The sequence below is a fragment of the Mesorhizobium quangtriensis genome, assembly GCF_040081925.1.
Classification (GTDB): domain Bacteria; phylum Pseudomonadota; class Alphaproteobacteria; order Rhizobiales; family Rhizobiaceae; genus Mesorhizobium_K; species Mesorhizobium_K quangtriensis.
In genome coordinates this window covers 1,174,148-1,187,915 of record NZ_JBEBMF010000002.1, presented here as the reverse complement: position 1 = coordinate 1,187,915, position 13,768 = coordinate 1,174,148, and the positions used below count along the sequence as shown (strand labels likewise).

Annotated in this window: 19 protein-coding genes; 9 read left to right on the top strand and 10 right to left on the bottom strand. The window is 63.7% G+C overall.

From position 1 onward, the window contains the following. Positions 1-5: 5 nt before the first annotated feature. The 3 genes from ABMA32_RS14380 to ABMA32_RS14370 all read right to left on the bottom strand — a co-directional run bounded on the left by ABMA32_RS14380 (position 6) and on the right by ABMA32_RS14370 (position 1,718). Positions 6-485: a class I SAM-dependent methyltransferase gene (locus ABMA32_RS14380; RefSeq protein WP_349014431.1), complete on the bottom strand. Its 480-nt coding sequence runs from the start codon at positions 483-485 to the stop codon at positions 6-8. A 100-nt stretch (positions 486-585) separates the two neighbouring features. Next, entirely contained in the window at positions 586-723 is a 138-nt protein-coding gene (locus ABMA32_RS14375) for a hypothetical protein (protein ID WP_349014430.1), read from the bottom strand. A 62-nt stretch (positions 724-785) separates the two neighbouring features. Then, on the bottom strand, positions 786-1,718 hold the full coding sequence (locus ABMA32_RS14370; RefSeq protein WP_349014747.1) for a tyrosine recombinase XerC: 933 nt from the start codon (positions 1,716-1,718) through the stop codon (positions 786-788). A gap of 93 nt (positions 1,719-1,811) precedes the next feature. Between ABMA32_RS14370 and rimM the strand changes: the two genes are divergently transcribed. The 8 genes from rimM (at position 1,812) to ABMA32_RS14330 (ending at position 7,141) form a co-directional block, all read left to right on the top strand. Next, positions 1,812-2,387 (top strand): ribosome maturation factor RimM, encoded by a 576-nt coding sequence (rimM, locus tag ABMA32_RS14365; protein WP_349014746.1) that lies wholly within the window; start codon positions 1,812-1,814, stop codon positions 2,385-2,387. Beyond that, positions 2,384-3,088 (top strand): tRNA (guanosine(37)-N1)-methyltransferase TrmD, encoded by a 705-nt coding sequence (trmD, locus tag ABMA32_RS14360; protein WP_349014428.1) that lies wholly within the window; start codon positions 2,384-2,386, stop codon positions 3,086-3,088. The genes rimM and trmD overlap by 4 nt, the downstream gene beginning before the upstream one ends. Then, on the top strand, positions 3,085-3,450 hold the full coding sequence (locus ABMA32_RS14355; protein WP_349014427.1) for a DUF4260 domain-containing protein: 366 nt from the start codon (positions 3,085-3,087) through the stop codon (positions 3,448-3,450). Before trmD ends, ABMA32_RS14355 begins: the two co-directional genes overlap by 4 nt. 205 nt (positions 3,451-3,655) lie before the next feature. Beyond that, the gene (gene rplS, locus ABMA32_RS14350) at positions 3,656-4,162 is read left to right on the top strand and encodes a 50S ribosomal protein L19 (RefSeq protein WP_292766274.1); all 507 of its coding nucleotides are present in this window, start codon (positions 3,656-3,658) and stop codon (positions 4,160-4,162) included. A gap of 187 nt (positions 4,163-4,349) precedes the next feature. Beyond that, the gene (locus ABMA32_RS14345) at positions 4,350-5,141 is read left to right on the top strand and encodes a transporter substrate-binding domain-containing protein (protein WP_292766269.1); all 792 of its coding nucleotides are present in this window, start codon (positions 4,350-4,352) and stop codon (positions 5,139-5,141) included. 9 nt (positions 5,142-5,150) lie between these two features. After that, positions 5,151-5,678: a GNAT family N-acetyltransferase gene (locus tag ABMA32_RS14340; RefSeq protein ID WP_349014426.1), complete on the top strand. Its 528-nt coding sequence runs from the start codon at positions 5,151-5,153 to the stop codon at positions 5,676-5,678. 1 nt (position 5,679) lies between these two features. Then, positions 5,680-6,510 carry an amino acid ABC transporter permease gene (locus tag ABMA32_RS14335; RefSeq protein WP_349014425.1) on the top strand — a complete coding sequence of 277 codons (831 nt, stop codon included), beginning with the start codon at positions 5,680-5,682 and terminating at the stop codon, positions 6,508-6,510. Positions 6,511-6,670: 160 nt separating this feature from the next. Further along, on the top strand, positions 6,671-7,141 hold the full coding sequence (locus tag ABMA32_RS14330; protein ID WP_349014424.1) for a class I SAM-dependent DNA methyltransferase: 471 nt from the start codon (positions 6,671-6,673) through the stop codon (positions 7,139-7,141). 4 nt (positions 7,142-7,145) lie between these two features. Here ABMA32_RS14330 and ABMA32_RS14325 read toward each other — a convergent pair whose 3' ends face one another. The 7 genes from ABMA32_RS14325 to sdhC are packed head-to-tail and all read right to left on the bottom strand — an operon-like array spanning position 7,146 to position 12,813. After that, the gene (locus ABMA32_RS14325) at positions 7,146-7,781 is read right to left on the bottom strand and encodes a YceH family protein (protein ID WP_349014423.1); all 636 of its coding nucleotides are present in this window, start codon (positions 7,779-7,781) and stop codon (positions 7,146-7,148) included. Beyond that, a complete protein-coding gene (locus tag ABMA32_RS14320) occupies positions 7,778-8,587 on the bottom strand; it encodes a nucleotidyltransferase domain-containing protein (protein WP_349014422.1) in 810 nt (269 codons plus the stop codon). Before ABMA32_RS14320 ends, ABMA32_RS14325 begins: the two co-directional genes overlap by 4 nt. Before the next feature lie 7 nt (positions 8,588-8,594). Continuing rightward, positions 8,595-9,374 carry a succinate dehydrogenase iron-sulfur subunit gene (locus ABMA32_RS14315; protein ID WP_349014421.1) on the bottom strand — a complete coding sequence of 260 codons (780 nt, stop codon included), beginning with the start codon at positions 9,372-9,374 and terminating at the stop codon, positions 8,595-8,597. A gap of 3 nt (positions 9,375-9,377) precedes the next feature. Then, the gene (locus ABMA32_RS14310) at positions 9,378-10,172 is read right to left on the bottom strand and encodes a glycosyltransferase family 25 protein (RefSeq protein ID WP_349014420.1); all 795 of its coding nucleotides are present in this window, start codon (positions 10,170-10,172) and stop codon (positions 9,378-9,380) included. Positions 10,173-10,192: 20 nt separating this feature from the next. Beyond that, a complete protein-coding gene (gene sdhA / locus ABMA32_RS14305) occupies positions 10,193-12,022 on the bottom strand; it encodes a succinate dehydrogenase flavoprotein subunit (RefSeq protein ID WP_349014419.1) in 1,830 nt (609 codons plus the stop codon). Between the two features lies 1 nt (position 12,023). Beyond that, on the bottom strand, positions 12,024-12,407 hold the full coding sequence (gene sdhD / locus ABMA32_RS14300; RefSeq protein WP_349014418.1) for a succinate dehydrogenase, hydrophobic membrane anchor protein: 384 nt from the start codon (positions 12,405-12,407) through the stop codon (positions 12,024-12,026). Position 12,408: 1 nt separating this feature from the next. Next, on the bottom strand, positions 12,409-12,813 hold the full coding sequence (gene sdhC, locus ABMA32_RS14295) for a succinate dehydrogenase, cytochrome b556 subunit (protein ID WP_349014417.1): 405 nt from the start codon (positions 12,811-12,813) through the stop codon (positions 12,409-12,411). A gap of 495 nt (positions 12,814-13,308) precedes the next feature. On the opposite strand from sdhC, the gene ABMA32_RS14290 reads away from it, so the two are divergent. Further along, entirely contained in the window at positions 13,309-13,725 is a 417-nt protein-coding gene (locus ABMA32_RS14290) for a hypothetical protein (RefSeq protein ID WP_349014416.1), read from the top strand. Positions 13,726-13,768 lie beyond the last annotated feature (43 nt).

The following is a 13,768-nucleotide window of genomic DNA, read 5'->3' as shown; positions in this document are numbered from 1 at the left end:
AACCGTCAGACCTTTCGGTAAAGGAAGTACCGGCCCGGGCGGATTCCTTCCGGCAAAGGCAACACGTTCAATTCGGGATGGTCGAGCGGTACGCCGCTTGCCGCGATTCCGCCCGTGGCGAGCAGGTCGACCGTCAGTTGCGGGAGCCAGCGCAGGTTCATCTCATCGAGATCGTCATAGCCGCTGCCGATGTCCGCGTGGACAAGGGCGGCACCGATCCCGGCGAAAGCGGGGGCGGTTTCGCTGATCTCTCCGAGGATGAGATCGCCTTCCAGGGGCAACGAGCGTAGATTGGCGCCGTTCACCCGATCGAAGGCGATGATGCGCCGTCCGGGCAGCCTTTCGCGCAGGTGGTCGTAGGTGCGACCGTTCCCGAGACCGAGTTCCATGACCGGACCGTCGCGAAGGTCCAGGTCGCGGCAGATCATGTCGAGGATGTCGCGCTGCGCCGTCAGGCGGCGGATGAAGCTTTCGAGACGGCTCATGACGACTTTTCAGTGGGGAGTAGAGGTCGCACCTGATAGCGGCGAGATTGGCGGACGGCAACCACCAAGTCTTCTTACAGAACGGTGAAGTGGCGGGGTGCTAAGGCCGGGCTATAGCAATAGCCGTGGCGAGCGCCATGAGGAACGAGGCAAGAAACAGAAGATTGCCAGCCGTGATCAGCTTCAGCGCAACAGGAGCCGCACGGTCTGCAATGGCGATGGCGCGTTTCTTTCTCATGACGGCGAGCCTACGCCCTGAATTGCGGCGAAACCGTTAACGCGAATGGCGAAATTGTCGGATCATGCGCGTGGATGCGCCGCGTCGTAGATGTCGAGCAGGCGCTGCGTGTCCACACCGGTGTAGATCTGTGTCGTCGACAGGCTGGCATGACCCAGCAGTTCCTGGATGGTGCGCAGGTCGCCACCGCGGCCGAGCAGGTGGGTGGCGAAGGAATGCCGCAGCGCATGCGGCGTGGCCGTGTCTGGCAGGTTCAGCGCCGAGCGCAACTTGCGCATCTCGCGCTGGATAATCGCCGGATCGAGCGGCCCGCCGCGCGCGCCACGGAAAAGCGATTGTTCCGGATCGAGATGGTAGGGGCAGAGCCTGCGGTATTCCGCAACCGCCTTCTGGGCAACAGGCAGGACCGGCGTCAGGCGTGTCTTGCCGCCCTTGCCAGTGACGCGCAGAACGCCGGGACCGGGTAAGTCACCGGCCTTGATACCGAGCGCCTCGGAGATACGCAGGCCGGAACCGTAAAGCAGGGTGAAGACGGCGGCATTGCGCGCGGCGATCCAGGGCTCCTCGGCGAGTTGTTCGTGGGCAGATGCCACGCGCCGCGCGTCCAACGCCGTCAGCGGCTTTGGCAGCGACTTGGGTTGTCTCGGAGCGCGCATCGCAACAGCGCCGGTGGCATTGGCGAGGCCACGCTTTTCGAGAAAACGCAGCAGCGAACGCACACCTGCAAGGCCGCGTCCAAGCGTTCGCGCGCCAGCGCCTTGTGCGCGGCGATTGGCGAGGAAGCCACGCAGGTCGGCTGGGCGAAGTTCGGCGATATCCGAAATGCCGGGCGGGCCGGCATTGTATCCGGTGAGGAATTGCAGGAATTGCCGAGAATCGCGCTCGTAGGCCTCGACGGTTTCCGGCGACAGTCTGCGCTCCTGCGACAAAGAGGCCAGCCAGTCCTGGCGAGCCTTTTGCAGGTCCGGCTTGGCCGAGATGAGGAATTCCTGCATCGCCTTTGGCATTGGCAGCGCGTATCCGGTTGGAATACATCATTCTTGATCGAACGAGGTTAGCAAGGCGTGAAGCTGCAAAGTCCTGTCCAGATGGCCGTCATCGGCGCCGCGCATGGCATCAAGGGCGAACTGCGCGTGAAGACATTCACCGGCGACCCGCTGGCGCTTGGCGACTATGGGCCATTGTACACGAAGGATGGACGGGCTTTCGAGGTCGAGGACATCCGCCCGGCCGGTGAGGTCGTGGTGGTGCGCTTCAAGGGTTTGCGGGACAGGACGGCGGCCGAGAGGTTGACAGGGACGGAGCTGTTCGTCGATCGCTCCGTGCTGCCGCCCGAGGAAGAGGACGAATTCTATCACGGCGATCTGGTCGGGCTTGCCGTGCGCGACGAGACGGGTGTCGAAGTCGGGCGGGTCAACGCGGTTCACAACTACGGCGGCGGCGACATCCTGGAAATCACCTTCCAGGGTCTTAAGGGGCTGCTCATCCCGTTCACGCAGGCAGCCGTGCCGGAAATTGACCTCTCAGGTGGCTTCATCCGCGTCGATACCGTCGCGGCCGGACTGGTTGAAGACGCGGACGAGGATGGCGAACCCGATCGGCCGGGGCAGTTCAATCCGAAGGCCCGCCCGCGTGGCCCGAAGGATGCAGGCGGCAACCGATGAGTTTTCGTGCCACGGTGCTGACGCTCTACCCCGAGATGTTTCCGGGTGCGCTGGGACTTTCGCTGGCTGGCCGCGCGCTGGAGGCCGGAAGCTGGTCGCTGGAGCCGGTGCAGATCCGCGACTTCGCCACCGACAGGCACCGCACGGTGGACGATACGCCGGCTGGCGGTGGCGCCGGCATGGTCATGCGCGCCGACATTCTGGCGAAGGCAATCGACCATTCCTCGCCTCCCGGTGATGTCCGTCCGCGCCTGCTGATGAGCCCGCGCGGCAAGCCGCTGACGCAACAGAAGGTGCGCGAACTCGCTGCCGGTCCCGGTGTGGTTATTCTCTGCGGGCGCTTCGAGGGTGTCGACCAGCGCGTCATCGAGGCGCGTGGGTTGGAAGAGGTATCGATAGGCGATTTCATCTTGTCCGGCGGCGAACCGGCAGCGCTTGTGCTGCTCGATGCCGTTGTGCGCTTGCTGCCCGGCGTCATGGGCAACGAGGCTTCGGGCGACGAGGAGAGTTTCGAGAACGGGTTGCTGGAGCATCCGCATTATACGCGGCCGCCGGTCTTCGAGGGGCTGGAAATTCCGGCCGTGCTGACGTCAGGCAATCACGGCAAGATCGCCAAGTGGCGGCGGGAGCAGGCGGAACGGCTGACGGCGGAACGCCGGCCGGATCTGCTTGCCGCTGCACGTGACGCGGGTAAGACATGACCCTGCTCCTGCGCCTCGAATATGCGGCGCTCGCCATTGCGGCGCTGGTTGCCTATCAGCTTTCGGGCGGAAGCTGGTGGCTTTTCGCGATCCTGATCCTGGCGCCGGACCTCTCCATGCTCGGCTATCTAGCCGGTCCGAAGGTCGGCGCATGGTGTTACAACGCCGTGCATACATGGCTGGCGCCGGTGGCGCTCTGGCTCGTCGGAATGGCCGCAGGGTCGCTACTCGTTGTGCATCTCGCGATCATCCTTGCCGCCCATATCGCTATCGACCGGGCCCTCGGGTACGGGTTGAAGCACGAGAGCGGTTTCCAGGACACGCATCTGGGGCGGATCGGAAAGGGCGGCGCGGCTGGTTGATAAGGCTCAGTTGTCGAGCCGCTGTTGATTCAATCAGGGATGTGGTGTATGTGCCCCGCCACAAACGGCTTATAGCCGGGAATTCAACCAGAACACGTGAATTCGCTCCTGTCTCCTTCGTCAAGAAGGAGCGCTTTCAAGGCGGTCAAGGACTGCCGGAAAGACGGGCGCTCTGGCGGTTCGCAAGAACTAAAGGAACATTCCGATGGACATCATCCGTCAGCTCGAGGCCGAACAGGCCGCCAAGATCGAAGCCAAGCGCACCCTGCCCGAATTCCAGCCCGGCGACACCGTCCGTGTCCAGGTGCGCGTCACGGAAGGCACGCGTACCCGCGTGCAGGCCTATGAGGGCGTGGTCATTGCGCGCTCCGGCTCGGGCCTCAACGAGAACTTCACCGTGCGTAAGATTTCCTATGGCGAGGGCGTGGAACGCGTGTTCCCGGTCTACTCGCCGCTGGTCGAGGGCGTCGAGATCGTGCGCCGCGGCAAGGTGCGTCGCGCCAAGCTCTATTACCTGCGCGACCGTCGCGGCAAGTCGGCCCGTATCTCCGAGAATACCGGCGTGCGCGCCCGCAAGCTGAACGACGCCGAGCGCGAGGCTCTGCAGGCCGAGAAGGCCAAGCTGGAGGCCGAGAAGGTCGCTGCCGCTGAGGCGCTGGCCGTCGAGAAGGCCGCGCAGGATGCCGCCGAGAAGGCAGCCGCCGCCGAATAAGGCGATGCGCATTGATTGAAGGAAAGGGCGGCTTCGGCCGCCTTTTTTCTTTGGTGGTTTGTGAAAGCTCCAGACGTCCTGTCGATGTTGCCCGGATTGGAACGCCTGCACTTGCAAGGTCGCGCGCGCGGAATAGAGTAGCGGCGAACGCCGGCAGGACGCCGGACTGGTACAGGGAGTTTACCGCATGATCCGGCTCTTCTCGTCTCTGGCTGCAGTCGCCGCTGCCGTCGTCCTTTCCGCCTCGGCGTTCGCGCAGGAGGTCCCCGACCTCGGCGGGCGGACCGTTTCGGTGGTGACGGAAAACGCCTATTTCCCGCTGCAGTTCGTCGATCCAGCGAGCGGCAAGCCGATCGGCTGGGAATATGACGCCATGGACGAGCTGGCCAAGCGGCTGAACTTCAAGGTCGAGTACCAGAACACCTCTTGGGACGCGATGATCCAGGCCGTTTCGGACAAGCAGTACGACATCGGCATGACCGGCATCACCATCAAGGACGACCGCAAGGAGAAGGTCGATTTCTCCGATCCCTACATGAAGTCGGAGATTTTCATGCTGGTGCGCGGCGACGAGACGCGCTTCACCGATCCCAAGAGCTTTGCGGCCAACGACAAGCTTCTGGTCGGCGCGCAGGCGGGCACCTCGCCCTTCTACGTCGCCGTCTACAATGTGCTCGATGGCAACGAGGCCAATCCGCGCATCAAGCTGCTCGAAACCTTCGCCGCGACGGTCGAGGCGCTGAAGTCCGGCGACGTCGACCTGGTGCTGACCGACAGCGCGGCCGGCAAGTTCATCTCCGACGGTTCCGGTGGCAAGCTGAAGCTGATCGGCGAGCCGCTGCAGGCGGAGGAATTCGGCTTCATCTTCCCTAAGGGTTCCGACCTCGTCGCCCCGATCAATGCCGGGATCGCGGCGCTCAAGGCTGACGGCACGCTCGACAAACTCACTCAGAAGTGGTTCGTCGACTACAAGCCTTAAGGAGACCCGATGGCGAACGGGAAGAGTACCGGGCCGAGCTACGCGATCGACGGATACAGGCCGGGCGCGCTTTCCGACATCGTCGGCCTGCATGCGCGGTACTATGCGAAGCATTGGAATTTCGGCCTACCCTTCGAGACGAAGGTGGGCATGGAACTGGCCGAGTTCCTTGCGCGCCACGACGCGGAGCAGGATCTTTTCCTTGCCGCCTACACGGACGACGGCGCGGTCGCGTCGGTCATCATCGATGCCAGCGGCGGCGGTCAGCGCGGCGCGCATCTGCGCTGGTTTATCGTCTCGGAGCAGATGCAGGGCAGGGGGCTGGGCGCCGACCTCATCGGCCGCGCGCTCGGCTTCTGCGACGGGCGCGGCTACGAGCGCATCTGGCTGACGACCTTCGCCGGGCTCGACCGGGCGCGCAGCCTCTATGAGCGAACGGGTTTCGTCCTGACCGGCGAAGACGAGATCGACCAGTGGAACGGGGGCGTGCGCGAGCAGGTCTTCGAACGGGTGAAGCCTGCGGCGAGCCGCCCCTGAGATGGCTCCGGGGGCAGGGTCGGGACGGACCGGAAGAAACGACTTTCCCTGGTGGCTGGTGGCGGCGGTTGCGATCTCGATCGTCGCCGCGATCGTCATCGCGACAAACGAGATTTATTCGCAGGTGTTTTCCATCGTCCTGAAGGGCGTGGGCATCACCATCTTCGTCACCATCGTGGCCTTCGCCATGGCCTCGGCGCTTGGGCTCGGCGTCGCGCTAATGGCGTTGTCGCCATCGCGCCTGCTCAGCCAGGCGGCGCGCTTCTATGTCGAGATCATCCGCGGCATCCCCATCCTGGTGTTGCTGTTCTGGATCGCCTTCGCGGGCGTACCTGTTTTCGTGGTCGGCTGGAATTATCTCGCAGCGCCTCTGCAACAGGCTGGCGTCATCGGCGAGATGCAAGTGCGCGACGTGTCGCTTTTGTGGCGCGCGATCATCGCGCTTACCATCGCCTATTCGTCCTTCATTGCCGAGATTTTTCGGGCTGGTATTCAATCCGTCGATCCAGGCCAGATCGAGGCTGCCAAGGCGCTTGGCCTGTCGCGCTACCGTCGCTTCAGGCACGTCGTCTGGCCGCAGGCTTTCCGCACCATCCTGCCGCCCTACAGCAACGACTTCGTCGCCATGGTGAAGGACTCCTCGTTGGTCTCCGTGCTGGGTGTCGCCGACCTGACCCAGATGGGCAAGGTCTATGCAGCGGGCACGTTCCGCTTCTTCGAGACCTATTCCATCGTCGCCTATATCTACCTCATCCTCACGGTGGGGCTGTCGCTGGCCCTACGCGCGCTCGAACGGCGCATGCGCAACCACGGCGCGGAGGAGGGCAGATGAGCGGGAAGGGACACAGCGAGGCGCTGGACGGTGTCTATGCGGCAGCCTCGCGGACGAACTGGCGCGCGCCTATTCGGACTGGTCGGCCTCCTACGACCACGAGACGCTTTCGCTCGGCTATGCGCTGCCCTTCGTCGTGACGAGCTGGCTGGCGCGTCATGTGCCAAAGGGCGACGGTCCGATCCTCGACGCCGGCTGCGGCACCGGGCTTTCGGGAGGTTACGCGAAGGCGCTGGGCTACGACCGGCTTGAGGGGCTCGATTTTTCCCCCGATATGCTTGCGGTCGCGGCTGGACGCGGCGCCTACGCCAAGCTGACGGAGGCCGAGCTGGACAAGGCGCTGCCTTGGCCGGACGGTCATTTCGCGGCCTTCTTCTCGACCGGCGTCTTCACGGAGGGCCATGCGCCGGCCTCGGCGCTGGATGAACTCGTCCGCATCACGCGGCCGGGTGGTTACGCCGTGCTGACTGTCCGCGACACGGTTCTGGATGCCCAAGGGTTTCGCGCGAAATTCACGCAGCTTGAAAACGAGGGGCGCTGGGAGCCGGTTGAGGAAAGCCTGTCCTTCCGCGCCTTTGCGATCGCCGAGCCCGAGGTGCTGGTTAAGGCCTTCGTCTTCAGGGTGCTCTGAAGGCTTATTCGCCGACGAGGATTCGCAGCTTTTCAGACAGTTCGGCAACCTGTCTTTCCAGTGCCTCGACGCGCTCTTCCAGATCGGATCGATGGGAAGAGTATGACACCGCAGCCGGTTGCGCCGCGTAGACCGGCATCTGCACCTCGCCGGACAGCAGATGCGCGTAGCGCTCCTCGCGCTGGCCGGGGCCGCGCTCGATCAACTGGACAAGTGGCGGGCGGCGGCCAATCAGCAGGTCGAGGTCGCCGCGCAACTGCTCGATCGACTGGAAGCGCGCCATGCGCTCAGTACGCGCCAGAAGCTCATGCGCCGTCTGCGGGCCGCGCAGCAGGAGCAGGCCGACAATGGCGATCTGCGACTGGGTGAGCGAAAATTTCTGCGACAGCAGATGTTCGTATCGTTCGACGCGCGAGCCGAAAGCCTGCCGCACCAGTCCCTTCTCGGTCAGCGTCTTCAGCGCGCGGTTCACCTCGACCTGTTCCAGAGCCATCACCGGCTCACGCGCTGTCTTCTGGTTGGCGGCTGCGACCGCGCTGTTCAGCGTCAACGGATAGACGTCGGGCGTCAGCTCGCGCTTCTCGATCAGGCAGCCGAGGACGCGGGCTTCGGCAGGGTTTAGGATCGGCAGGTCTGTCATTGGCTTTCGGCTTCCCGGCGGTAGAAGGCGGTTGCCAGGGCGCGGTTGCGCGCGTGACGCTCTTCGTCCCTGACCGATTCCGCAGAATTCATTTCGTGATGAGCATAACGCGCTTCCAGCCAGCGCGCGATCTCGGTCGGGATAGGTCCAATGCCCATCTCGCGCGTGCGGCTCTTGATGTCGATCAATTGTCGAATTGCTTCGGACGTTTGGCGCGGAAGCTCTGTCTGAGCCAGGCAATCGAGAATGTTCATTGGCGGGAGAGCAACGAAACCGCGTTGTTCCATCCAGTCCAGCGCGACGATTGGTCGGATGAGATAAAACAGCTTCTTCAGCTTCACCGGGCCGGACAGCTTTCCAAGCTTGGTGGCCTGCGAACTGGCGAGACCGAAATAATGCCGTGACACCTTTACCGGGTCTACGATCTCGGCAAGCAGTTCGAGCAAGCGCGGCCGGACGCCATCGATTTCCTCATAGACGATCTGCGACTTCGCCCATTCGACGATGACTGCGTTTCCGCCGAGCGCAAGGAGCAGGGCCTTGCGGAGGTCCCAGCCGCCGGCGTCGATCTCGCCCTCGATCGGAAACTCGATCACGTCGCGCGCCTGTTCCAGCACGAGATGGTCGGCGACCGGACGGATGTAGACGAAGCGGCAGTCGTAGTCGCTGTCCGGCGACGGAAAGCCCCAGGCGCGGCTGCCGCTCTCGATTGCGAAAAGCACTCTCGCGCCTTGCGCGCGGGCCATGTCGAGCCGAGCGCGGATCGCCGCCACGGCTTCGGGGTCGAAGTCGTCCGGCAGCGACACTGCGGGCCTAGACCCGCCGCTCCACCATCATCTTCTTGATCTCGGCGATCGCCTTGGCGGGGTTCAGGCCCTTGGGACAGGTTTGCGCGCAGTTCATGATGGTGTGGCAGCGGTAGAGGCGGAAGGGGTCTTCCAGATTGTCGAGACGTTCGCCCTTCGCCTCGTCGCGGCTATCGATCAGCCAGCGGTAGGCCTGGAGCAACGTCGCCGGGCCGAGATAGCGGTCGCCGTTCCACCAGTAGCTCGGGCAGGAGGTCGAGCAGCAGGCGCAGAGGATGCACTCGTAGAGGCCGTCTAGCTTCTGGCGGTCCTCATGGCTCTGCAACCATTCCTTCGCCGGTTCCGGCGAGACGGTCTGGAGATACGGCTGGATGGAGGCGTGCTGGGCGTAGAAATTGGTTAGATCCGGCACAAGGTCTTTCACCACCTGCATGTGCGGCAGCGGGTAAACCTTGACCGCGCCCTTGATCTCGTCGGCGCCCTTCGTGCAGGCCAGCGTATTGGAACCGTCGATGTTCATGGCGCAGGAGCCGCAGATGCCTTCGCGGCACGAGCGGCGCAGCGTCAGCGTCGGGTCGATCTTGTTCTTGATGTAGAGCAACGCGTCGAGGATCATCGGCCCGCAATCGTCGGTATCGACGAAATAGGTGTCGATGCTCGGGTTCTCGCCGTCATCCGGGTTCCAGCGGTAGATGCGGTATTCGCGCAGGTTTTTCGCACCGTCCGGCTTCGGCCACGTCTTGCCCTGCCTGATCTGCGAGTTCTTGGGAAGGGTGAGTTCAACCATGGCTCAGGCGCTCCGGTTCTCGGCACGGGCAAGGATGGTCGGACAGACGGCGACCGTGCGCGTCACGGCGATGCCCATAGTTGCGACCTTGCGAAACATCATCGAAAAATAGCCGGTGAGCCGGCGCAGCTTGAAGGTGGGATGGCGAAGGGTCACCGCCTGCCGCTGACGCCTGTTCGGCTTTGTAATCGTGGTCTTGAAGCCGCTCGCCGTGCGGCGGCCGCGATCGACGAAGATCGTCGCGACGAGTCCGGGGTCGGCCTGCAGCCTGGGCACACCACTTAAATCGATGAAGGCATCCGACGGCGCCGCATAGGTCTTCGACAGTTCGACAAGGTTCCTTGCTGCGCCCGGCGTGACGATGTAGCCGGCCGTGCCGCCTCGATCGACGAAAAGCCGGTAGAGACGCACCGCGCTTTTTCGCATCGCCGGAAGCGGGCTCTTCGATATCCTCTTCCTATAGCCTCGCGTCTCAAGATTGATCACGCCGTGAACGCCAAGTCCGTCGAATTCGGCGAGGAAGGCGGCCAGCCTCTCGGACAGGAAGGAATCGTCCTCTAGCACCAGCACCGGCTGGTCACGCTCGATGCAATGCTGCCAAGCTCTGATATGGCTCGTCAGGCAGCCGAGTTCCGAGCGGGTGATCGGGCGCATGTAGGTGTTGGCGAACCTGTCGAATTCAGCGTCGGGAATGCTTGCTCCCTCAGTTGCCGGCAGACGGATGAAGGCGATGCCGAGATCGTCCAGTTGCCCGGCCATGAAGGCCAGGCGTTCCGGACTGCGATCAAGGTTGATCACCAGCGTGTCCATCATCGCAATCAGTATACCCGAGCCTTGGGCGCGATCTTGGCCGGGTCGATGCCTCCCTCGGAGAGCGGCAGCATCGTCTCGGTGTGCACCGGCCTGTAGCTGAGCGTCACCTTGCCGTCGGGTGCGACGTGGGCCAGCGTGTGCTTGCGCCAGTTGACGTCGTCGCGCGCGGAGAAGTCCTCGCGGGCATGCGCGCCACGGCTCTCCTTGCGCGCTTCCGCGCCATAAACCGTGACGATGGCGTTGGCCATCAGGTTTTCCAGTTCCAGCGTCTCGACCAAATCGGAGTTCCAGATCATGGAGCGGTCGCTGACCTTGATGTCCTTCAACTCGCCCCAGATTTCGGACATGCGCCTGCAGCCCTGCTCCAGCGATTCCTGCGTCCGGAACACGGCCGCGTCGTCCTGCATGGCGCGCTGCATCTTGTCGCGAAGCACAGACGTCGGCGAATGCCCGTTCGCATGGCGCAGGCGGTCGAAGCGTTCCATGATCTTGTCGCATGCCGCGATGTTCAGCGAAGGGATCGGCGCTTCGCGGTCGACGACCTGGCCGGCGCGGATCGCGGCGGCACGGCCGAAGACGACGAGGTCGATCAGCGAATTCGATCCGAGGCGGTTGGCGCCGTGGACGGAGGCGCAGCCCGCTTCGCCGACGGCCATCAGGCCGGGCGAAACGCGGTCCGGGTCGTCGGCGGTCGGGTTCAACACCTCGCCCCAGTAATTCGTCGGGATGCCGCCCATGTTGTAGTGCACCGTCGGCAGCACCGGGATCGGTTCCTTGGTCAGGTCGACGCCGGCGAAGATCTTGGCCGACTCGGAGATGCCGGGCAGGCGTTCGTGCAACACGGCAGGATCGAGATGATCGAGGTGCAGGAAGATGTGGTCCTTGTTCTTGCCGACGCCGCGACCTTCGCGGATCTCCATGGTCATGCAGCGGGACACCACATCGCGGGAGGCGAGGTCCTTGGCCGATGGTGCGTAGCGCTCCATGAAGCGCTCGCCTTCCGAATTGACGAGATAGCCGCCCTCGCCGCGGGCACCCTCGGTGATGAGGCAGCCGGAGCCGTAGATGCCGGTCGGGTGGAACTGCACGAACTCCATATCCTGCAGCGGCAGGCCCGCGCGCGCCGCCATGCCGCCGCCGTCGCCGGTGCAGGTGTGCGCCGACGTGGCGGAGAAGTAGGCGCGACCGTAGCCGCCGGTGGCGAGTACGACCATCTTGGCGGCGAAGCGGTGGATTGTGCCGTCGTCGAGGTTCCAGGCGACCACGCCGGTGCAGCGGCCGTCCGCTTCCATGATCAGGTCGAGCGCGAGATATTCGATGAAGAACTGCGCGTTGTGCTTCAGCGACTGGCCGTAGAGCGTGTGCAGGATGGCGTGGCCGGTGCGGTCGGCCGCGGCGCAGGTGCGCTGCACGGGCGGGCCGTCGCCGTAGTTCATCATGTGGCCGCCGAACGGGCGCTGGTAGATCTTGCCCTCTTCGGTTCTGGAGAAGGGCACGCCGTAGTGTTCGAGTTCGTAGACCGCAGCCGGGGCCTCGCGGACCATGTATTCCTGCGCGTCGGTGTCGCCGAGCCAGTCCGACCCCTTGACGGTGTCGTACATGTGCCACTGCCAGCTGTCGGGGCCCATGTTCTGCAGCGAGGCTGCGATGCCGCCCTGCGCCGCAACCGTGTGAGAGCGCGTCGGGAACACCTTGGTGATGCAAGCGGTCTTCAGGCCCTGTTCGGCCATGCCGAGAGTCGCGCGCAGGCCGGCGCCACCGGCGCCGACGACGACGATGTCGAACTTGTGGTCGACATAGGTGTAGGCCTTCGCGGCCTTCTTTTCTTCAGCCACCTCAGCCCCCGAATGCAAGTCTGATCAGGGCGTAGGCGCTGGCAGCGCCTGCCGCGATGCAGAAGAAGGTGTTCAGCATGATCAATGCCAGCTTCAGTCCCTCGCCATGGATGTAGTCCTCGATGACGATCTGCATTCCGAGCCGCATGTGGTAGAGCCCGGAGAAGATCATCAGGCCGAACATCAGCGTGACGAAGGGGTTGGCGAGCGCCTGCCTGACGGTCGCGTAGTCCGCGCCGTTGAGCGAGACCAGGAAGCCGACGAAAAACAGGAAGAGCGGAATGTTGGCGACGGCGGTCAGCCGCTGCCGCCAGAAATGGTCGGTGCCTTCGTGGGCCGAACCCAGTCCGCGAACCTTAGCGAGAGGGGTACGCATGTCAGCCATGTCAGAAGCTCCGCGCCATGTAGCCCACCACCCAGACCAGCACGGTTAGCACGACGGACCCTGCCAGCGTCGCCCAGGCGACTTTCGAGGCGGTGTGCTTTTCCAGCATCGCGCCGGTGTCCCAGATGAAATGCCTGATGCCGCCGAGCATGTGGTGCATCAGCGCCCATGTGTAGCCGAACAGCACCAGACGACCGAGCCACGTTCCAAAGGCCCAGTTCACCAGATTGAACCACTCCTCCGACACGGCGGCGGCGAGAAGCCAGCAGACGAGCAGCAATGTGCCGACATAGAGCGCGATGCCTGTGATGCGGTGCACGATCGACATCGTCATCGTTATCGGCGGACGATAGATCGACAGATGCGGCGAAAGCGGTCTTGCGCGGGTGGCTGCGGCCTTGCTCATGGCTCCCCCAGATTGCATCGCAGGCGCCGGCGGGAAGCTGCGCCAGCATGCCGTTCGCGACGTTTGCTGTCGTTTCCCTAAAACTCTTTTTGCACTGCGTCAAAGAGCGAAAAGCGCCTTGGCCCACTTATTTGATCGAGAATGCGGCCAGCCCTCGCGGGAGCGCAAACTTCAATCGATTGAAGCTCTTAGCTTTCCACAAGGGAAGCGGCGGGGCCGCTCCTCGCCAATCAACCTGACGCCGGGACATGGTGATTCGGCGTGGTGCGAGGCGATAACATTTCGCGCCCGGAACGATATTCCCGGCTGTTGATATTAACCATGTTTCCCGAAGCCTTGGTCGGGATGCGGCCTTTGCCTCTTAACAAACCTTAATAAAACGTTAATTTGCGTCGAGAGGGGGCGAAGGGTCTTCGAATCTCTGGTGCCGGGGAAGGCGGCTTTCCCGGGTCAAGGCTGGAGCTTCGGGCCAAACCGCACGAAGGATGACGCAGCATGCGTTGGAAACTGAGTGAACTTGCCTTCCTGCCGCTGGCTGCTGGCGTGTTGATCGCCGGCCTTTCCATGCCGGCCGCAGCCCAGAGCCAGTATGGCGAGCGCATCTATGCCGACAGCTTCGGCAATCTCGTCGTACACAGCCGTAGCGGCTACAAGCGGATTGTCGTCGGCAAGGGCTACATGGCCAAGGAACTGGCCGCTTACGAGAATCCCAGCGCCTCTGACGACGTCGTCTATCTAAACGATGAAGAGTCGATTCCCTACGAGTGCTGGCGGCCGGCGGTTCTGCTGAAGGGCCGCAGCTACATGTACGGGCTGGAGGACGGCGAGTTGCCCGACCTGCCCGGAAAATGGTGCGGCGGCATTCACGAACGCGCAGCGCCCGGCGCTGCGATCAGGCGTGTCCAGCCCTGATTCCCTAGCAGCGTTCCCGGCTGGACCTGTTGAGACACGACCC